Source organism: Streptomyces sp. PKA51 (assembly GCF_057552455.1).
Window position 1 is genome coordinate 173,461 of sequence record NZ_BAAJPZ010000004.1, and the last position, 18,716, is coordinate 192,176.

The window sequence follows — 18,716 nt, forward strand, 5'->3', positions numbered from 1 at the left end:
GCGGGCCCTGGGGCGCAGCTCCGGGTTCGGGATGGGGGTCCCCCCAGCGGTAGCTGGGGGAGGGCGGGGTGGGGGAAGAAACCGCCCCGAACGGATCCGCCGCAAAGTCGAAGTCGAACCGCCCCGCCGGCCGCACCCGATACCGCCGCGGCGGCCCAGGCGCCCCCCGCCGCTCCTCCGCCAGCAACGCCAACGCTTCCGCCGTCGCCCGGTCCAGCCCCGCCTCGTCGTCGTCCGCGGAAGCGGCCCGCGCGGCCCGCGCGGCCCGCGCGTCGCCGTCCCCGCGCTCCCGACCGTCGCCGTTGATCATGCCTGCTCCCCGGCGGCCTCCGCCGCCCACCGCCGCGCCAGTTCTCCCGCCGCACGGGCCGCTTCGGCGACCGCTTCGGGCCCGCCGCCCCGCTGGGCGGCGGCGTAGCCGATGAGGAAGGTCGTCAGGGGCGCGGCGGGCCGGGCCACGCCGTGGGCGGCGTCGCGTGCGAGGTCGAGGAGGCCGGTTACGTCGACGTCGAGGTCGATGCCGAGTTCGGCCTTGACGGCGGAGATCCATTCTTCGAGCACGGTCCCATCGTCCCTGATGTGTGCGCGGGCCCGGCTGATGTCCTCCCAGGTGTCGCAGTCGAGGGCTGCGGCGGCGGCCCCGTGGCCGCCCTCGGTGACCGGCACGCGCTGTGTGGTCAGTTCGCCGGCGAGCAGCCGTACGGGCAGCCCGCTGAGCGTGCCGTGTTCGGCTGCGAGGAGGCCGATCTCGCGCCGCAGTGCCTCGGTGCGGTACGCGGCGACGAGTGGCTGGTCGCGGCCTTCGCCGTCGACGAGCAGCGCGGCTTCGGCGGGGTCGAGGGCGCCGAGGAGGCCGTGCACGGTGCCGGGGGCGAGGAAGGGCAGGTCGGCGGAGAGCACGAGCACCCGCTCGGCCTCGGCCCGTACGCAGCGCAGGCCGGCGGCGAGGCCGGCGAGGGGGCCGCCGCCGGGTGGTTCCTCGCGGGTCCAGGTCACGGGCCGGACGGTGGGGCGCCGTGGTCCGACGACCACCGTCCGCCCGGCGTCGGGGCAGGCGGCGAGGACCCGGTCGAGGAGCCGGCGCCCGCCGACCCGGACGGCGGGCTTGTCGGCTCCGCCCAGGCGCCGGGCGGCTCCCCCGGCCAGTACCACCGCGTCGTATTCGGTCACCTTCCGAGTATCGGCCTCAGACGGTGCGCAGCAGCACCGCCGGCTGTTCGACGCAGTCGGCGACGTACCGCAGGAAGCCGCCTGCCGTGCCTCCGTCGCACACGCGGTGGTCGAAGGTGAAGGACAGCTGGACCACTTGGCGTACGGCCAACTCGCCTTCGTGGACCCAGGGCTTGGGCGCTATTCGGCCGACTCCGAGCATGGCCGCTTCGGGGTGGTTGATGATGGGCGTGGAGCCGTCGACGCCGAACACCCCGTAGTTGTTGAGGGTGAATGTGCCGCCGGTGAGCTCGGCGGGGCTGATCTTCCCGGCCCGCGCGGCCTCGGTCAGGCGTGCCATTTCGACGGAGAGTTCGACGGCGTTGCGCGCGTGGGCGTCGCGGACGACGGGGACGACCAGGCCCCGGTCGGTCTGGGCGGCGAAGCCGAGGTGGACGTCGGGGAGCCGCACGATCTCGTGGGCCTCGGAGTCGACGGTGGCATTCAGCTCGGGGTACTTGGCGAGTGCTGCCGTGCAGATGCGGGCGAGCAGGGCGAGGAGGGAGACCTTGGCGCCGCCGGAGGCGTTCATGGCGTGGCGGGCGGCCAGCAGCTCGGTGGCGTCCGCGTCGACCCAGCAGGTGGCGTCGGGGATTTCCCGTCGGCTGCGGCTGAGCTTCTCGGCGACGACGCCCCGTGCGCCGCGCAGGGGTACGCGCAGGCCGTCGTTGTTCTTGCGGCCGGCGGTGGTGCGGCGGCCGCTGCGGGCGGCGGGCCGGGCGGCCGGGGGGCCGGCTGCGGCGGGGACGGCGCGGACGACGTGCCCGCCGGGCTCGGTGTGCTGCGGGTGCTCGCCGTGTCCGGCCGCGGCGGCCTGTTCGACGTCCGAGCGCAGGATGAGCCCGTCGGGTCCGGAGCCGTGGAGCCGGCCGAGGTCCACGCCGCGTTCGCGGGCGAGCCGGCGCACGAGCGGGGAGATGACCGCCACGGCCCGGCCCTCGCCGGCGGTCTCCGGCTCGGGATCGGGGGCAGGAGCAGGGGCGGGGGCGGGGGCCGAGGCGGCCGGCCGGGCCTGCGGCCGTACCCGGCGCCGCCGGCCGGCGGCCGGGGCCTGGGTGCCGTAGCCGACCAGGACGTTGCCGGAGCCCTCCTCGGCGGCGCCGGCGCCCGGCGCGGTGGCCGTCTCGCCGACGGCGACGGTCAGCAGCGGTGCGCCGACGGGCAGTTCGGTGCCCTCGTCGCCGAAGCGGGCGGTGACCACGCCTCCGTAGGGGCAGGGCACCTCCACCATGGCCTTCGCCGTCTCGACCTCGACCACGGGCTGGTCGACGGCGACCACGTCGCCGACGGCGACGAGCCAGCGGACGACCTGTGCCTCGGTGAGTCCTTCACCCAGGTCGGGCAGCGTGAATTCGCGCACGACCGCCATCAGCGCGCACCACTCTCATAGTCGTCGGAGGTCCATTCGGATTCCCACTGCAGCCGTGCCACGGCGTCCAGCACCCGGTCCACGTCCGGCAGGTGGTGCTTTTCGAGCATGGGCGGCGGGTACGGCACGTCGAAGCCCGTCACGCGCAGCACCGGTGCCTCCAGGTGGTGGAAGCAGCGCTCGGTGATCCTTGCCGCTATTTCCGCGCCGGGGCCGCCGAATCCCGCGGCCTCGTGGACGATCAGCGCGCGCCCGGTGCGGCGCACGGAGGCGCACACGGTCTCCTCGTCGAAGGGGACGAGCGAGCGGAGGTCGACGACCTCCAGGTCCCAGCCCTCCGCGGCGGCCGCGCGGGCGGCCTCCATGCACACGGGCAGGGAGGGGCCGTAGGTGACGAGGGTGGCGGAGGTGCCGGGGCGGCGCACGACCGCGCGTCCGATGCCGGGCACCGGCTCGGGGTGCTCGGGGTCCCAGTCGTCCTTGCCCCAGTACAACCGCTTGGGCTCCAGGAAGACGACGGGGTCGTCGGAGGCGATCGCGGCGCGCAGCAGCCCGTAGGCGTCGGCGACGGTGCCGGGGGTGACGACGTGCAGGCCGGGTGTGGCCAGGTAGTAGGCCTCGGAGGAGTCGCTGTGGTGCTCGACGCCGCCGATGCCGCCGCCGTAGGGCACGCGCACGGTGATGGGCATGGGCAGGGCGCCGCGGGTGCGGTTGCGCATGCGGGAGACGTGGCTGACGAGCTGCTCGAAGGCGGGGTAGGCGAAGGCGTCGAACTGCATCTCGACCACCGGCCGCAGCCCGTACATCGCCATGCCGACGGCCGTGCCGAGGATGCCGGCCTCGGCCAGGGGCGTGTCGGTGCAGCGGTCCTCGCCGAACTCCTTGGCCAGGCCGTCGGTGATCCTAAAGACGCCGCCGAGGGTGCCCACGTCCTCGCCGAGGACGTGGACGGTGGGGTCGTCGGCCATGGCGTCGTGCAGCGCGCGGCCCAGGGCCTGGGCCATGGTGGCCGGCTTGCGGCCGGTTGCGGCGGGCGCGGTGGTCATCGCGGCCTTCCTTCCTGGGGGGCCTCACCGGGCCCCGGCAGCTCCCCCGCGGCGGTCAGCTCAGCACGCAATTGTGCTGCCTGCTCGCGCAGTTGGGCAGTCTGCTCGGCGTAAACGTGCGTGAACATCTCCATCGGGTCCAGGGCGGGGTCCTGGTTCATCCGCTCGCGCAGGTCGGCGGCGAGCCGCTCGGCGGCCTCCGCCTCGGCGCGTATGCCGGCGTCGTCGAGCAGCCCGCGGGCGGTCAGCTCGCGTTCGAGCAGGGCGAGGGGGTCGTGGGCGCGCCACGTCTCGACCTCGGTGTCACCGCGGTAGCGGGTGGCGTCGTCGGCGTTGGTGTGCGCCTCGATGCGGTAGGTGACGGCCTCGACGAGGGTGGGGCCGCCGCCGGCGCGGGCCCGGCGCACGGCTTCGGTGAGGACCTGGTGGACGGCGGGGGCGTCGTTGCCGTCGACGAGCCTGCCGGGCATGCCGTAGCCGACGGCCTTGTGGGCGAGGGAGGGCGCGGCGGTCTGCTTGGCGAGCGGCACGGAGATGGCGAAGCCGTTGTTCTGCACGAGGAAGACGACGGGTGCCTGCCAGACGGCCGCGAAGTTGAGCGCCTCGTGGAAGTCGCCCTCGCTGGTGCCGCCGTCGCCGACCAGGGCGAGGGCGACGACGTCGTCCCCCTTGAGGCGGGCGGCGTGGGCGAGGCCGACGGCGTGCGGGAGCTGGGTGGCCAGCGGGGTGCTCAGGGGGGCGACGCGGTGCTCGCGGGGGTCGTAGCCGGTGTGCCAGTCGCCGCGCAGGAGGGTCAGGACCTGCACCGGGTCCATGCCGCGGGCGACGGCGGCGAGGGTGTCGCGGTAGCTGGGGAAGAGCCAGTCGCGCTCTTCGAGGGCGAGCGCGGCGGCGACCTGGCAGGCCTCCTGGCCGGTGGAGGAGGGGTAGACGGCGAGCCGCCCCTGCCGGGTGAGCGCGGTGGCCTGGGTGTTGTACCGCCGGCCGCGCACCAGCTGCCCGTACAGCCGGCGCATCAGGGCCGGGTCGAGCCCGTCGGCCGCGGGGGTGCCCAGCACCCGGAACGGCTCCGCGTCGGGCAGCAGCGGCGCCGGGTCGGTACGGGGTTGCCAGGCGGGGGGCGGCGTGGGCCGGTAGGGACCCGGCTGCTCCAGAACCGTCATGGCGAGCACCTCCTCTTGGGACGAGCCTGACCGGAAAGCGTCGTGCGCTCTCCCTACCGATTGTTCGGTCGTCGACACTTTTTGGCTACAGGCGGCCCGAGCCTGTGGACAAACGGTTCTCCACAGCCTGAGATATGGACAGCGCGTCCATGAAGGGGAGGCATGGCGGTATGCGGGACGAACAGATGGCCACGTCGGGGGGCAGACCACCGGCCCGTCCGCTCGACGAGATCGACCGGTCGATCCTGCGCATGCTCCAGGCCGACGGCCGGGCCTCGATACGCTCGGTGGCCGAGCGGGTGCACGTCTCGCGGGCCAACGCCTACGCGCGCATCAACCGGCTCATCGACGACGGCGTCATCCGGGGCTTCGGGGCGCGAATAGACCAGGAGCGGGCGGGGCACGGCGCGTCCGCGTACATCACGCTGAAGATCGTCCAGAACTCCTGGCGCACGGTGCGCGACAAGCTGCGCGAGCTGCCCGGTGCCGCGCACATCGCCCTGGTCAGCGGGGACTTCGATGTCCTGCTGCTGGTGCACACGCGCGACAACCGGGCCCTGCGGGAGCTGGTCCTGACCCGGATCCAGGCGATCGAGGAAGTGCTGAGCACCCGGACGCTGCTGGTGTTCGAGGAGACGGACATGGACGACGTCCACCCCTCGCAGGACGCGCACTGAAACGGGCCGGCCCGGGGGCCGGGCCCGTGCGGGGCGGCCGAGCGCCTCAGCGGTCCGTGCGCAGGCCGTCGAAGGCCGTGTGGATCACGGCGGCGGTGACCTCGTCGGCCGTGGCGGCGCCGCCGCGCTCCGGCCGGTACCACTCGACGACCGAGTTGATCATTCCGAAGAGCAGCCGGGTCGCCAGCCGCGCGTCCACGTCCTGGCGCAGGTCGCCCTCGGCGGCGGCCTCCTTCACCAGAGCGGCCACCCGGTGGTCGAACTCGCGGCGGCGCTCCATGGCCCAGCGCTCGGTGCCGGTGTTGCCGCGCACCCGCAGCAGCAGCGTCACGTACGGCAGCTCGGTGATGAGCACCTCGACCGTGCGCCGGGTGACGTGCTCCAGCTGGTCCACGGCCCGCCCGGTGCTCGCCCCGGGCTCGTCCAGCACGGCGAACAGCCCGTCCAGCGCCCGGCTTATCGCCAGGCGCAGGAGCTCTTCCTTGCTCTTGACGTGGTGGTAGATCGAGGACTTGGAGATCCCGGCCGCCTTGGAGAGGTGCTCCATGGACGTGCCGTCGTAGCCCCGCTCGTTGAACACCTTGACGGCGACCGCGAGCAGCGATTCGGGCGTGTAGGTGTCGCGCTTGGCCATGGTCATGATTACAGCAGGCTCTCTTCGACGGCCGCACGGCGGCGCAGGGACTGGCAGGCGCTGTAGCGTCCGCCGGGGTACTCGTGGTCCATGTTCAGCAAGAACTGCCGCAGCCAGGCGGTGTCGAGCGACCGCCCCCACTCCAGCGGGCCGGCGGGGTAGTTCACGCCCAGGCGCATGGCGGTGTCGATGTCCTCGGCGCTCGCCACGCCCCGGCCGGCGGCGTCCTCGGCGAAATCGGCGAGGAGGGCGACCGTACGGGCGACGATCATTCCGGGGAGGTCGCCGATCACGCTGACCTTCTTGCCGAGGGCCTGGAAGAGGCCGACGGCCGCCCGGACGTCGGCCTCCGGGGCGGTTCGGGAGGGCGCCAGGGCCACGCGGGTGCAGGTGCGGTAGTCCAGGGCCAGGTCGAAGTCGATGCGGGGACCGAGGTGCGCGGCGTTGGTGGGCCCCCGGCCGTCCGTGAGGCACAGCTCGGTTCCGCCGGGCAGGACGATGCCGCCGTCGTGGGTGTCCTGTCCGCCGTCACGGGTGATCTTGATGCCCGCTTCCTCGATCATCTGCGGCAGGACCGCGGCGGGTCCGGTGAGGCGGTGGCGGTACCCCACCTCGGCGGGGGCCGCGCACGGCTCGGCCGTGCCGGGCTCGGGCTTCTCGGCCCCTTCGCCGTACGTGAACCACCCGCGGCCGGTCTTCCGGCCCAGCAGCCCCGCCTGCACCAGCCGGCCCTGCGCCAGCGACGGCGTGAACTTCGGACTGTGGAAGAACGCCTCGTACACCGAATGAGTGACCGAGTTGTTCACATCCTGGCCGATGAGGTCGGTGAGCTCGAAGGGACCCATGCGGAAGCCACCGCTCTCCCGCAGGACGGCGTCGATCGTCGCGGGGTCGGCCGCCCCTTCCTCGTACACCCGCAGCGCCTCCGCGTAGAAGGGCCGGGCGAGGCGGTTGACGATGAAGCCGGGGGTGTCCGCGCAGGCCACCGGCGTCTTCCCCCAGGCCGTCATGGTCGCCCGCGCCCGCTCGGCGGCCGCCGCGTCGGTGGCGAAGCCGCGGACCACCTCCACCAGCGGCATCAGCGGCGCGGGGTTGAAGAAGTGCAGGCCGAGGAAGCGCCCGGGGTGGCGCAGGGCCGCGGCGACGGCGGTGACGGCCAGGGAGGAGGTGTTGGTGGCCAGCAGGCAGTCCGGCGCAACGACCTGTTCCAGCTCCTCGAACAGCTTTTGCTTGACGCCGAGTTGCTCCACAATCGCCTCGATGACCAGCGCGGAGCCGGCGAGTTCGGCGAGCTGCGCGGCGGGCCGCAGCCGGGCGAGGGCCGCGTCGCGTACGGCGGTGTCGAGCCTGCCCTTGTCCACCAGGCGGCCGAGCCGGGCGGCGATCGCCCCCGCCGCCTCCTCCGCGCGGCCGGGCGCGGCGTCGTACAGCCGTACGGGGTGCCCCGCGGTCAGGGCGACCTGGGCGATGCCCTGGCCCATGGTGCCGGTGCCGACGACGGCGACGGCACGGGCCGGGTCGATTGCGGTCATGGCAGTGATCCTCCCCGATGCGTTGTCCACAGGTTCGCCGGGCCCCCTTGTCCCGACCGATCGTTCGGTTACTGTATCCACCGGGGGTGCATCTGGTCCCCCGTATCGGAGCCCCGCTCGACGAGGAGTTGGTCAGACGTGACCGCCGGACTCACCACCGCTCAGCTGATCGAGAAGCACCGCCCGACGCTCGACCAGGCGCTGGAGGCCATCCGCACGCGCGCCTACTGGTCCCCCTTCCCCGAGCACCCCAAGGCCTACGGCCCCGAGGGCGTGCCCGGCAGCCTCGACGCCGCCGCCGGTCAGGCGGCCTTCGACGCGCTGCGCGGCCGGCGCTTCGAGCTCGACCAGCCCGGCACCGACGGCTGGGCCGGCTCCGAGGTCTCGCCGTACGGCATCGACCTCTCCATCGAGTACCCGCACGTGGACACCGACGTCCTGCTGCCCGCCATGCGCGCGGCCATGCCGGCCTGGCGCGAGGCCGGGCCGCTGGCCCGGGCGGCGGTGAGCGCCGAGATCCTGGCCCGCATCAACGCCCGTACGCACGAGTTCGCGCACGCCGTGATGCACACCAGCGGCCAGGCGTTCATGATGGCGTTCCAGGCCGGCGGCCCGCACGCCCAGGACCGCGGCTTGGAGGCCGTGGTCTATGCCCTGGCCGAGCAGACCGCGGCCGCGCCCGAGAGCGCGGAGTGGGTCAAGCCGCAGGGCAAGCGCGACCCCCTGAAGCTGGACAAGCGCTTCACCCCCGTGCCCCGGGGCATCGCGCTGGTCATCGGCTGCAACACCTTCCCCACGTGGAACGGCTTCCCGGGCCTGTTCGCGTCCCTCGCCACCGGCAACGCCGTGCTGGTCAAGCCGCACCCGCGGGCCGTGCTGCCGCTCGCGCTGACCGTGGGCATCGCGCGCGAGGTGCTGCGCGAGGCCGGCTTCTCCCCCGACCTCGTCGCGCTGGCCGCCGAGCGGGACGGCGAGGGCATCGCCAAGTCCCTGGCGGTGCGGCCCGAGATCCGCATCATCGACTACACCGGCTCGACCGCCTTCGGCGACTGGCTGGAGACCAACGCCCGCCAGGCGCAGGTCTTCACCGAGAAGGCCGGCGTGAACACGATCGTCGTCCACTCCACCGACGACTACAAGGGCATGCTCTCCAACCTGGCCTTCTCCCTGTCCCTGTACAGCGGCCAGATGTGCACCACCCCGCAGAACCTGCTCGTCCCGCGCGAGGGCATCGCCACCGATGCCGGCCACAAGTCGTACGACGAGGTGGTCGCCGACCTCGCCATGGCCGTGGAGAAGCTGCTGGGCGACGACGCCCGGGCCAACGCCCTGCTCGGCGCGATCGTCAACGACCAGGTCAAGGCCCGCATCGACGCGGCCGCGCAGCTGGGCGAGGTCGCCCTGGCCTCGCGCACGCTGACCAACCCCGACTTCCCCGGGGCCACCGTGCGCACCCCGGTCGTGGTCAAGCTGGACGGCGCCAAGCCGGATGCCGAAGCGGCGTACTTCTCCGAGTGCTTCGGCCCCGTGTCCTTCGCGGTGGCGGTCGACTCCGCGGAGGCCGCCGTCGAGCTGCTGCGCCGCACGGTGCGGGAGAAGGGCGCCATGACCGTCGGCGCGTACACCACGTCGCCGGAGGTCGAGCGTCTGGTGGAGGAGGCCTGCCTGGAGGAGTGCGCCCAGCTCTCCTTGAACCTCACGGGCGGTGTGTACGTGAACCAGACCGCGGCCTTCTCCGACTTCCACGGCTCCGGCGGCAACCCGGCGGCCAACGCGGTGCTGTGCGACAGCGCGTTCGTGGCCCCCCGCTTCCGCGTGGTGGAGGTCCGCCGCCAGGCCTAGCGCCTCGTAAGGGGCGCGGGGAACTGCGCGATCGGCCGGACAGGCCCTAGGAAGCCCGTCCCCCCGAACCCCAGTGGAACAAGGCCATCGCCACACTCGTGGCGAGGTTGTAGCTCGACACCTGCGGCCGCATCGGCAGGGCGACCAGGCGGTCCGCCCTGCCCCGCAGCTCCGCCGAGACCCCGTGCCGTTCCGAGCCGAAGACGAGCAGCGCGTCGTCGGGCACGGCGACGGCACGGATGTCCTCGCCCTCCGGGTCCAGGACGTACAGCGGACCGTCCGGCAGCTCCTGCGCCGGCAGCCGCTCGACGGCCGTCGCGTAGTGCAGCCCGGCCCCGGAGCGCACCGCGTTGGGGTGCCAGGGGTCGATGGTGCCGGTGGTGATGACGCCGGTGGCCCCGAACCCGGCCGCGAGGCGCACCACCGCGCCGACGTTGCCGAGGTTGCGGGGGTTGTCGAGGACGACGACGGGCGCCTTTCGGGGCCGCCGGGCCAGCGCCTGCAGGTGGGCGTCGCGGTCGGGGCGGCCGGCCAGGGCGGCCACTCCCGTCGGGTGGACCCTGGGCAGCAGGCTGCGCAGGGTCTGCGCGGGCACCTCCACCAGGAGGTCCGCGAGCCGGTCCGTCAGGTCGTCGGCCAGGTCCTCGGCCAGTTCCAGTGCGGCCGCCCGGTCGCTGGTCAGGGCCATGCTCACCGGCGCTCCGAAGCGCAGGGCGTGCTTGAGGGCGTGGAAGCCGTCGAGGAGCACGGCGTCGGGCGCCAGGGCGGCCCACCGCTCCGGCGCCGCCGTGGTTTCGGAGTCGTCGTGCCTGGTCATGGGCTCAGCCTAGGGTCCGCCGACGGGAGTCGACGCCTTGGGACGGTCCCCGGCGGCCTCGCCGGGGCCCTCGGGGCCGCCGGTGGTGCCGGCCGACGGGACCGCCCGGCCGGGCAGCCGCGCCGTCAGCCGTCCTGCCAGCCGTCCGGTTGCCGTCCCGATCCGACGCAGGAAGGACGTCGGCAGGAACACCGCGTCGGTGACGATCATCGCCAGGGAGAAGAACGGCAGTCCCATGAGCACGGCGATGCCCACGTGCTCGGCCATCATCACCGGCAGCAGCACGTTCTTCACCCGCCGGTTCAGCAGGGTGAAGGGGAAGGCCGCCTGGGCGAACACCGTGCCGTAGCTGAGCAGCATCACCATCGTGCCGTCGGACGCCAGGGCGTGCGAGAGCGCGGGCCAGGGGGAGAAGTAGTCGATGTGCATCGGGTAGTACAGCGCGGTGCCGTCCTGCCAGCGCGAGCCCTGGATCTTGTACCAGCCGGCCGTGGCGTAGATCAGGCACACCTCGGCCATGATCACCAGCAGGGCGGCGTTGTGCGCCAGATGACACAGCACGTCCATCACGGTCCGCGGCTCGCCGGGCGCGTGGCGGCAGACCACCCACCACAGGCCGTGCGCGCACCACAGGCCCCACAGGGCCGCGGCCCAGCCGATGCCCGGGAGGGGGCCGTGCTGCGTCCACGACAGTGCGGGGTCGGCGAGGACCTGGGCGGCGGCGAGGGCCGTTCCGCACACGCCCCACAGCACGACGCCCGTCGTGTCCCGCCCGGGGCCGGCGCCCTCGCGGGCCCGGCGCGCCGCGCGGCGGGCGTCGAGCGACCAGACCCGGCCGCAGCAGGTGAAGACCATGTACATGGACATCAGGTGGACGACGTTGTCGCCGCCGTCGCCGACGAAGACGCTGCGGTTCTGCAGGGCGAGCACCCCGAGCATGAACAGCACGGACATCGTGCGCGTGCGCCAGCCCAGCAGGAGCAGCACGCCCGAGACGACGGCCAGCGCGTAGACGGCCTCGAACCACCAGCGGCCGTCGGACCACATGAGCACGGTGAAGGCGTGGTTGTCGGCGGTCAGCTCGCGGGCCAGCGACCAGCCCCAGGGGGCGTTCGGGCCGTACAGCTCGTGGCGGTGGGGCCATTCGCGCAGCAGGTAGCCGACCCACACGAAGGACAGGCCGATCCGCAGGAGGGCGCTCTGGTACGGCCCGAGGGAGGAGCCGGTGACGCGGTCGATGCCGCGCCGGAGGGCGGTGGTGGTCGAGGCGTTCATCGGGTCCGGGCCTCCGCGAGGTCGTCGCCGGTCACCGGCCACCAGGCGAGCACCCGCTGGACGGGTGCGGTGTCGGCCTTCTCCTGGCTCCAGGGCGGCGGGTCGATGGGCGTGGTGACGGTCCTGACCTGGACGCGGTCGACGGGACGGCCCTCGCGCCGCGCGCCGAGGCGGGAGACGACGATGCGCCGGAGGTAGCTCTCGGAGAGCCGTCCGCGCAGGCCCTGGGGGCGTTCCTGGACGTCGTGGGTGGCGGCGTAGAAGTCCCAGGCGCGGCGCAGTTCGTTCTGGCGCGTGTGGCTGGGCAGGGGGTTGTGCAGGATGCCGGCGCCGTCGAGGGCCGACAGGTTCGTCCAGGGGGTGACGGTGGTGCGGCCGTCGGGGCCGCGCAGTTCGGCCCGGGCCTGGACGGCGATGTTCTGCTGCAGGGGGTTGGGGGCGAAGAACTTCCAGTTCTGCTCGAACTCGGGAAGGACGTAGTCGTCTATTGCCTGCGCGTGCTGCCTGCTGACGGTGTTCTGCGGCGCGACGTGCAGGAACACCATCAGCAGGTGCATGGTCGCGGCCAGCGCGATCAGGGCGGCGCCGGCCGTGACGACCAGGCAGGCGGGCAGGGACAGGCTCCTCACGCCGGCGGCGGGCGGGTGGGGTCCCGCCCGTCCGGCCGCCCCGCCGGCTCGCGCGCCCGCCTCGTGCGTCTCCATGCCCGCCCCGATTCCCTCTGTTCTCGTACTGCTCTCGTACTGCTTCCGTGCGGTGTACGACCCGAACCGTACCGACGCGGGCCCGGCAGGCCCAGCGCCCGGAGGGCCCGGGAAGGCCGCGCGCATCCCCGCCCGCGGACCGTCCGCCGGGTTATCCACAGGGTTGACAGGCCCCGGGGCCGGGCCCACCATTGAACCGAACGATCGGTCGGTAGGGAGAGTTCGCGAGGCGAGGGGGCACGGGCATGACCACGACGGCGCCGGAGGCACAGACCCTGGAGGCGGTGTTCGACGCCGCGGTCGCCGCGGACGAGCGCATCGAGCCGCGCGACTGGATGCCCGACGCCTACCGCGCGACGCTCGTCCGGCAGATCGCCCAGCACGCCCACTCAGAGATCATCGGCATGCAGCCGGAGGCCAACTGGATCACGCGGGCGCCCTCCCTGCGGCGCAAGGCGATCCTCATGGCCAAGGTCCAGGACGAGGCGGGCCACGGGCTGTATCTGTACAGCGCGGCCGAGACGCTGGGCACCAGCCGCGAGGAGCTGCTCGACAAGCTGCACGCCGGCCGCCAGCGCTACTCCTCGATCTTCAACTACCCCACCCTGACCTGGGCCGACGTCGGCGCGATCGGCTGGCTGGTGGACGGCGCGGCCATCACCAACCAGGTGCCGCTGTGCCGCTGTTCCTACGGGCCGTACGCCCGCGCCATGGTCCGCATCTGCAAGGAGGAGTCCTTCCACCAGCGCCAGGGGTACGAGCTGCTGCTCACCCTCAGCCGCGGCACGCCGGCCCAGCACGAGATGGCCCAGGACGCCGTGAACCGCTGGTGGTGGCCCTCCCTGATGATGTTCGGCCCGCCCGACGACGCCTCGGCGCACTCCGCGCAGTCCATGGCGTGGAAGATCAAGCGGCACTCCAACGACGAGCTGCGCCAGCGCTTCGTGGACATCTGCGTCCCCCAGGCCGAGTCCCTCGGGCTCACCCTGCCCGATCCCGACCTGCGGTGGAACGAGGAGCGCGGCCACTACGACTTCGGGCCCATCGACTGGACCGAGTTCCAGGAAGTGCTCCGGGGCAACGGCCCCTGCAACGACCAGCGCATCACCCAGCGCCGCACAGCACACGAGAACGGCGCCTGGGTGCGCGAGGCAGCCGCGGCGTACGCGGCCAAGCACGGGAAGGCGACGGCATGACCGGCACCGACTGGCCCCTGTGGGAAGTGTTCGTGCGCAGCAGGAGGGGCCTGTCCCATACGCACGCCGGCAGCCTGCACGCGCCGGACGCGGAAATGGCCCTGCGCAACGCCCGCGACCTGTACACGCGGCGCTCCGAGGGCGTCTCGATCTGGGTGGTGCCCTCCGCCGCGATCACCGCCTCGTCGCCGGACGAGAAGGATCCCTTCTTCGAGCCCGCCGCCGACAAGCCCTACCGCCACCCGACCTTCTACGAGATCCCCGAGGGGGTGCGGCACCTGTGACCGTGGCACCCGCCCTTCCCGCGGCGCTCGCCCTCGGCGACGACGCCTTGGTCCTCTCCCACCGGCTCGGCGAGTGGGCCGGGCACGCCCCCGTGCTGGAGGAGGAGGTCGCCCTCGCCAACATCGCCCTCGACCTGCTCGGCCAGGCCCGCACCCTGCTCTCCCTCGTCGGCGACGAGGACGAGCTGGCCTTCCGCCGCGAGGAGCGCGCCTTCCGCAACGTCCAGCTCGTCGAGCAGCCCAACGGCGACTTCGCCCGCACGATGGCCCGGCAGCTGTTCTTCTCCGTCCACCAGCACCTGTTGTTCGGGCAACTGGCCGCCGGGGACGGGCCGCTGGCCGGCCTGGCCGCCAAGGCGGTCAAGGAGGTCGCCTACCACCGCGACCACGCCGAGCACTGGACGCTGCGGCTCGGCGACGGCACCGAGGAGAGCCACACCCGGATGCAGGACGCCCTGGACGGCCTGTGGCGCTACACCGGCGAGCTGTTCGAGCCCGTCGAGGGCCTGGAGGTGGACGGGACGGAGCTGCGCGAGGGCTGGACGAAGGCCGTCGCCGACGTGGTCGAGCGGGCCACGCTCACCGTCCCCGCGGGCCCGCAGACCGGCAGCTGGACGGCCGGCGGCGGCCGGCAGGGCATCCACACCGAGCCGTTCGGGCGGATGCTCGCCGAGATGCAGCACCTGCACCGCAGCCACCCGGGGGCATCATGGTGAGCCCGCGCACCCCCCTGGAGCCCACGCCGCTGGAAGAGGAGCTGCGCGCCCTGGCCGGGGCCGTCCCCGACCCCGAGCTGCCCGTGCTCAGCCTGGCCGAGCTGGGCGTGCTGCGGGAGGTGCACGTCACCGGCCCGGGCCGGGTCGAGGTGGAGCTGACCCCCACCTACACCGGCTGTCCCGCCATCGAGGCCATGTCCGAGGACGTCCGGCAGGTGCTGCGCGCCCACGGCCAGCAGGAGGTGACGGTCCGCACCGTCCTCTCGCCGGCCTGGTCGACCGACGACATCACGCCCGAAGGGCGGCGCAAGCTCGCCGAGTTCGGCATAGCCCCGCCCCGGCCCACGGCGGCGGGCGGGCCGGTCATGGTCGACCTGGCCATCCGCTGCCCCCACTGCGGCTCCACCGACACCACGCTGCTCAGCCGGTTCTCGTCCACCGCCTGCAAGGCCCTGCGCCGCTGCGAGTCCTGCCGCGAACCGTTCGACCACTTCAAGGAGTTGTGATGGCAGCGGCCCACCACGGCGCGTTCCACTCCCTGCGGGTCACGGCCGTCGAACCGCTCACCGACGACTCGGTCGCCGTCACCCTTGCGGTGCCGGCCGCCCTGCGCGAGATCTTCCGGTACACGCCCGGCCAGCACCTGGCGCTGCGCCGGACGGCCGACGGCGCCGAGATACGCCGCACCTACTCCCTGTGCGGCCGGGCGCCGGGCCCCGAGGGGCCGCGGTCGCTGCGGATCGGGGTGCGGCTGGTGGAGGGGGGCGCCTTCTCCACGTACGCCCTCAAGGAGCTCGCTCCCGGGGACACCGTCGAGGTGATGGTGCCTGCCGGCCGCTTCGTGCTCGCCCCGCGCCCGGGCCACTTCGCGGCGATCGTCGGCGGCAGCGGCATCACCCCGGTGCTCTCCATCGTCTCCACACTGCTGGAGAGCGAGCCGGCCGCCCGGTTCTGCCTGATACGCAGCGACCGGACGACGGCCTCGACGATGTTCCTGGACGAGGTGGCCGACCTCAAGGACCGCTTCCCCGACCGCTTCCAGCTCGTGCAGACCCTCTCCCGCGAGGAGCAGCAGGCCGGCCCCGCCTCCGGCCGGCTGGACGAGGAGCGGCTGACCCGGCTGCTGCCGGCCCTGCTGCCCGTGCCGGACGTCGACGGCTGGTTCCTGTGCGGCCCGCACGGGCTGGTGCAGGGCGCCCGCGGCGCGCTGAAGGCCCTGGGCGTTCCCCGCGAGCGCGTCCACCAGGAGATCTTCCACGTCGAGGAGGTCTCCGCCGCCCCCGCGCCGACCGGCGCACCGGCGGGGACGCCGGCGCACAGCACGGTGACCGCCAAGCTCGACGGCCGCAGCGGCAGGTGGCCGGTGCGCGAGGGGGAGTCGCTGCTGGAGACCGTGCTGCGCAACCGCGCCGACGCCCCCTACGCCTGCAAGGGTGGCGTGTGCGGCACGTGCCGGGCGTTCCTGGTCTCCGGCGAGGTGCGGATGGACCGCAATTTCGCCTTGGAGCAGGACGAGTTGGACGCCGGGTACGTCCTGGCCTGCCAGTCCCACCCGGCCACGGAGGAGGTCGAGCTGGACTTCGACCGCTGAAGCCGATCGGCACGTGCTCGTGCGCCGGCAGCCGCGCCTTGCCGTTCCGTCCCCGCTCCGTACCCGTTCCCAATTGCGGGAGCAGCGCCTATCTTGACGGACCGTCAGATGACGTGGACGGCTGACGAAGGGGCGGCACAGTGGACTTCACCTTCACCGAGGAACAGCAGGCGGCCGCCGAGGCCGCACGGGCCGTCTTCTCGGGCGTCGCCCCCGACGCCGTGCCCAGCCCGGCTCTGACCCCCGGCGCGGTCGCCGAGGACTTCGACCGCCCGCTGTGGCAGCGCCTGGCCCGCGCCGACCTGCTGGGCCTCGTCGTGCCGCAGGAGCACGGCGGCTCCGGCCTCGGCCCCCTCGCCCTGTGCCTGGTGCTGCGCGAGGCCGGCCGGGTGCTGGCCCGCGTACCGCTGCTGGAGACCGCCGCGGCGGCCCTGGTGCTGCGGGCGTGCGCCGCACCGCAGACCCGGCAGCTGCTCGCGCCCCTCGCCCGGGGCGAGCTCGTCGTCACCGTGGGCGCCAACGGCCGCACCGGCCACGACGCCCCCGCACTGTCCGCCACGGCCACCCCGCATACCGGCCACTGGCTCCTGGACGGCGCCCACACCGCCGTACCGTGGGCCGCCACCGCCGACCGCGTCCTGCTGCCGGCCCACACACCCGACGGGCGGACCGTCCTGGCGCTGCTCCCGCCCGGCCGCAGCGGCATCACCCTCGCCGAGCAGGTCTCCACGAACGGCGAGCGCCACGCCCAGCTCACGCTGGACTCCGTCCGCGCCGAGCACACCGAGCTGATCACCGCCGATGGCGCCTGGGAGCTGCTGCGCACCACGCTGACCTGCGGCACCTGCGCCCTGGCCCTCGGCCTCGGCGAGGCGGCCGCCCGGATGACGAGCGACTACACGAGCAAGCGCGAGCAGTTCGGCCACCCGCTGGCCACCTTCCAGGCCGTGGCCGTCCAGTGCGCCGACCGCTACATCGACCTGCGCGCCATGGAGGCCACGCTCTGGCAGGCCGCCTGGCGCCTGGAATCCGGCGCCCCCGGCCCGCTGCCGGCCGCGGCCGACGTGGCCGTCGCCAAGATCTGGGCGGCGGAGGGCGTGCGCCGCGTGGTGCAGACCGCCCAGCACCTGCACGGCGGCTTCGGCGCGGACACCGACTACGCCCTGCACCGCTACCACGCCTGGGCCAAGCAGCTCGAACTCGCGCTGGGCCCGGCCGCCGCCCACGAGGAGGCCCTGGGCGACCTCCTGGCCGCCCACCCACCGAACTAGGACCTTTGCGGCTGCCGCCGCGTGAGCGCGACGGCACCTTGCCTGCGGGCACGTGGTGGCTTGTCGCGCAGTTCCCCGCGCCCCTGACGGGCGCCCCGTAGGGGCGCGGGGAACTGCGCGATCAGCCACCGACAGCCCGCAGTCGAACGCGCCACCCCCAGGCACGCCCCCGCGGCGGCAGCCGGAGCGGCGCCCCCGTCAGATCACCACGCCGGGCGCACCGCCGGTGGCCACCACCGGGCGGCCGGCGGCCTCCCACACCTGCATGCCGCCCTCGACGTTCGCCGCGTCCATTCCCTGCTGCACCAGGTAGGCGGTGACCTGCGCGGAGCGACCGCCCGAGCGGCAGATGACGTTGATGCGGCCGCCCTCGGGCGCCTTCTCGGTCAGCTCGCCGAAGCGCGCCACGAAGTCGCTCATGGGGATGTGCAGCGCCCCCTCGGCGTGCCCTGCCTGCCACTCGTCGATCTCGCGCACGTCCAGCAGGAAAGCGTCGGACGTCAGGGCGTCGACGGCGACCGTGGGAACTCCGGAACCGAAAACCATGCCTCCGACGCTACCGGACGCTAGGCGACGAGCGAGGCCAGGTGGGCTTCGCGTTCGGCGATCTGCGCCACCAGCCCGTCGGCGATCTGCACCAGCAGCCCGTCCGGGTCGTCGGGGGCCATCCGCAGCATCGAGCCGATGGCGGATTCCTCCAGTTCCGCGGCCAGGGCGGAGAGCATCTCCTTGCGGTCGGCCAGCCACTCCAGCCGCGCGTACAGCTCCTCGCTGCGGTTCGGCCGGCGCTGCGCCGGCAGTGGGCCGGCCGCCCATTCCTCGGCCAGCTGCAGCAGCTGCGCCTCGTCGCCGCCGGCGTAGGCGGCGTTCACCCGGACCATGAATTCCTCGCGGCGCCGGCGTTCGCCGTCCTCGCGGGCGAGGTCGGGGTGCGCCTTGCGGACGAGGTCACGGAAGATCTTGCGCGCCTCCTCGCTCGGTCGCACCCGCTGCGGCGGCCTGACCTGCTGGCCGGTGAGCATGGCCTGGGCCTCGGGCGAGAGCCCCTCGCCGTCCATCCAGCCGCCGAACAGCTCCTCGACCCCGGGCATCGGCTGCACCATGGCGCGTGCCTCGCGCGCCCGCCGCACGTCCTCGGGCGCGCCGGTACGCGCCGCGACGGCCTCGGCAATGCGTGCCTCCAGCTCGTCCAGGCGGGCGTACATCGGGCCGAGCCGCTGGTGGTGCAGGCGGGAGAAGTTCTCCACCTCGACCCGGAAGGTCTCCACCGCGATCTCGAACTCGATCAGTGCCTGCTCGGCCGTCTCCACCGCCCGGGCGAGACGCTCGACGCCGGGCTCCTCGGAAATATCGGCTTCCGGATTCGTCACCCGCCCAGGGTACGAGGTCC

19 protein-coding genes are annotated in these 18,716 nt (G+C 73.7%); 8 read left to right on the plus strand and 11 right to left on the minus strand.

Features of this window, described 5'->3' with window-relative positions; all coding sequences use genetic code 11:
• Nucleotides 1–306 precede the first annotated feature (306 nt).
• The 4 genes from AC27L3_RS08025 to pdhA are packed head-to-tail and all read right to left on the minus strand — an operon-like array spanning nt 307 to nt 4,787.
• Entirely contained in the window at nt 307–1,170 is an 864-nt protein-coding gene (locus AC27L3_RS08025; protein ID WP_487233305.1) for an NTP transferase domain-containing protein, read from the minus strand.
• A 16-nt stretch (nt 1,171–1,186) separates the two neighbouring features.
• On the minus strand, nt 1,187–2,578 hold the full coding sequence (locus tag AC27L3_RS08030) for a dihydrolipoamide acetyltransferase family protein (RefSeq protein ID WP_487233306.1): 1,392 nt from the start codon (nt 2,576–2,578) through the stop codon (nt 1,187–1,189).
• Nucleotides 2,578–3,624, minus strand: a complete 1,047-nt coding sequence (locus AC27L3_RS08035; protein WP_487233307.1) for an alpha-ketoacid dehydrogenase subunit beta — start codon at nt 3,622–3,624, stop codon at nt 2,578–2,580. Before AC27L3_RS08035 ends, AC27L3_RS08030 begins: the two co-directional genes overlap by 1 nt.
• The gene (pdhA, locus tag AC27L3_RS08040) at nt 3,621–4,787 is read right to left on the minus strand and encodes a pyruvate dehydrogenase (acetyl-transferring) E1 component subunit alpha (RefSeq protein ID WP_487233308.1); all 1,167 of its coding nucleotides are present in this window, start codon (nt 4,785–4,787) and stop codon (nt 3,621–3,623) included. Before pdhA ends, AC27L3_RS08035 begins: the two co-directional genes overlap by 4 nt.
• 170 nt (nt 4,788–4,957) lie before the next feature.
• Between pdhA and AC27L3_RS08045 the strand changes: the two genes are divergently transcribed.
• Entirely contained in the window at nt 4,958–5,464 is a 507-nt protein-coding gene (locus AC27L3_RS08045) for an Lrp/AsnC family transcriptional regulator (protein WP_344432960.1), read from the plus strand.
• A gap of 46 nt (nt 5,465–5,510) precedes the next feature.
• On the opposite strand, the gene AC27L3_RS08050 is transcribed toward AC27L3_RS08045, so the two are convergent.
• Nucleotides 5,511–6,104, minus strand: coding sequence for a TetR/AcrR family transcriptional regulator (locus AC27L3_RS08050; RefSeq protein ID WP_487233309.1), 594 nt, complete (start codon nt 6,102–6,104; stop codon nt 5,511–5,513).
• A 2-nt stretch (nt 6,105–6,106) separates the two neighbouring features.
• Nucleotides 6,107–7,630, minus strand: coding sequence for a 3-hydroxyacyl-CoA dehydrogenase (locus AC27L3_RS08055; protein ID WP_487233310.1), 1,524 nt, complete (start codon nt 7,628–7,630; stop codon nt 6,107–6,109).
• 138 nt (nt 7,631–7,768) lie between these two features.
• On the opposite strand from AC27L3_RS08055, the gene paaN reads away from it, so the two are divergent.
• Nucleotides 7,769–9,472: a phenylacetic acid degradation protein PaaN gene (paaN, locus tag AC27L3_RS08060; RefSeq protein ID WP_487233311.1), complete on the plus strand. Its 1,704-nt coding sequence runs from the start codon at nt 7,769–7,771 to the stop codon at nt 9,470–9,472.
• A 46-nt stretch (nt 9,473–9,518) separates the two neighbouring features.
• On the opposite strand, the gene AC27L3_RS08065 is transcribed toward paaN, so the two are convergent.
• Genes AC27L3_RS08065 through AC27L3_RS08075 form a run of 3 tightly spaced genes read right to left on the minus strand, consistent with a single transcriptional unit; the run spans nt 9,519 to nt 12,268 of the window.
• Nucleotides 9,519–10,289, minus strand: a complete 771-nt coding sequence (locus AC27L3_RS08065) for a TrmH family RNA methyltransferase (RefSeq protein ID WP_487233312.1) — start codon at nt 10,287–10,289, stop codon at nt 9,519–9,521.
• A gap of 9 nt (nt 10,290–10,298) precedes the next feature.
• On the minus strand, nt 10,299–11,564 hold the full coding sequence (locus AC27L3_RS08070) for an HTTM domain-containing protein (RefSeq protein ID WP_487233313.1): 1,266 nt from the start codon (nt 11,562–11,564) through the stop codon (nt 10,299–10,301).
• Nucleotides 11,561–12,268 carry a DUF5819 family protein gene (locus tag AC27L3_RS08075; protein ID WP_487233314.1) on the minus strand — a complete coding sequence of 236 codons (708 nt, stop codon included), beginning with the start codon at nt 12,266–12,268 and terminating at the stop codon, nt 11,561–11,563. The genes AC27L3_RS08070 and AC27L3_RS08075 overlap by 4 nt, the downstream gene beginning before the upstream one ends.
• Nucleotides 12,269–12,513: 245 nt before the next feature.
• Between AC27L3_RS08075 and paaA the strand changes: the two genes are divergently transcribed.
• The 6 genes from paaA (at nt 12,514) to AC27L3_RS08105 (ending at nt 17,326) form a co-directional block, all read left to right on the plus strand.
• Entirely contained in the window at nt 12,514–13,464 is a 951-nt protein-coding gene (paaA, locus tag AC27L3_RS08080; RefSeq protein ID WP_487233315.1) for a 1,2-phenylacetyl-CoA epoxidase subunit PaaA, read from the plus strand.
• Nucleotides 13,461–13,748, plus strand: a complete 288-nt coding sequence (paaB, locus tag AC27L3_RS08085) for a 1,2-phenylacetyl-CoA epoxidase subunit PaaB (protein WP_336410259.1) — start codon at nt 13,461–13,463, stop codon at nt 13,746–13,748. Before paaA ends, paaB begins: the two co-directional genes overlap by 4 nt.
• Nucleotides 13,745–14,464 carry a 1,2-phenylacetyl-CoA epoxidase subunit PaaC gene (paaC, locus tag AC27L3_RS08090; protein ID WP_487233316.1) on the plus strand — a complete coding sequence of 240 codons (720 nt, stop codon included), beginning with the start codon at nt 13,745–13,747 and terminating at the stop codon, nt 14,462–14,464. The genes paaB and paaC overlap by 4 nt, the downstream gene beginning before the upstream one ends.
• Entirely contained in the window at nt 14,458–14,970 is a 513-nt protein-coding gene (gene paaD / locus AC27L3_RS08095) for a 1,2-phenylacetyl-CoA epoxidase subunit PaaD (RefSeq protein WP_487233317.1), read from the plus strand. Before paaC ends, paaD begins: the two co-directional genes overlap by 7 nt.
• Nucleotides 14,970–16,055 (plus strand): 2Fe-2S iron-sulfur cluster-binding protein, encoded by a 1,086-nt coding sequence (locus AC27L3_RS08100; RefSeq protein ID WP_487233318.1) that lies wholly within the window; start codon nt 14,970–14,972, stop codon nt 16,053–16,055. The genes paaD and AC27L3_RS08100 overlap by 1 nt, the downstream gene beginning before the upstream one ends.
• 140 nt (nt 16,056–16,195) lie before the next feature.
• Nucleotides 16,196–17,326 (plus strand): acyl-CoA dehydrogenase family protein, encoded by a 1,131-nt coding sequence (locus AC27L3_RS08105; RefSeq protein ID WP_487233319.1) that lies wholly within the window; start codon nt 16,196–16,198, stop codon nt 17,324–17,326.
• Between the two features lie 198 nt (nt 17,327–17,524).
• On the opposite strand, the gene AC27L3_RS08110 is transcribed toward AC27L3_RS08105, so the two are convergent.
• Nucleotides 17,525–17,872, minus strand: coding sequence for a rhodanese-like domain-containing protein (locus AC27L3_RS08110; RefSeq protein ID WP_487233320.1), 348 nt, complete (start codon nt 17,870–17,872; stop codon nt 17,525–17,527).
• A gap of 20 nt (nt 17,873–17,892) precedes the next feature.
• Nucleotides 17,893–18,696, minus strand: coding sequence for a hypothetical protein (locus tag AC27L3_RS08115; protein ID WP_487233321.1), 804 nt, complete (start codon nt 18,694–18,696; stop codon nt 17,893–17,895).
• Between the last annotated feature and the right edge of the window lie 20 nt (nt 18,697–18,716).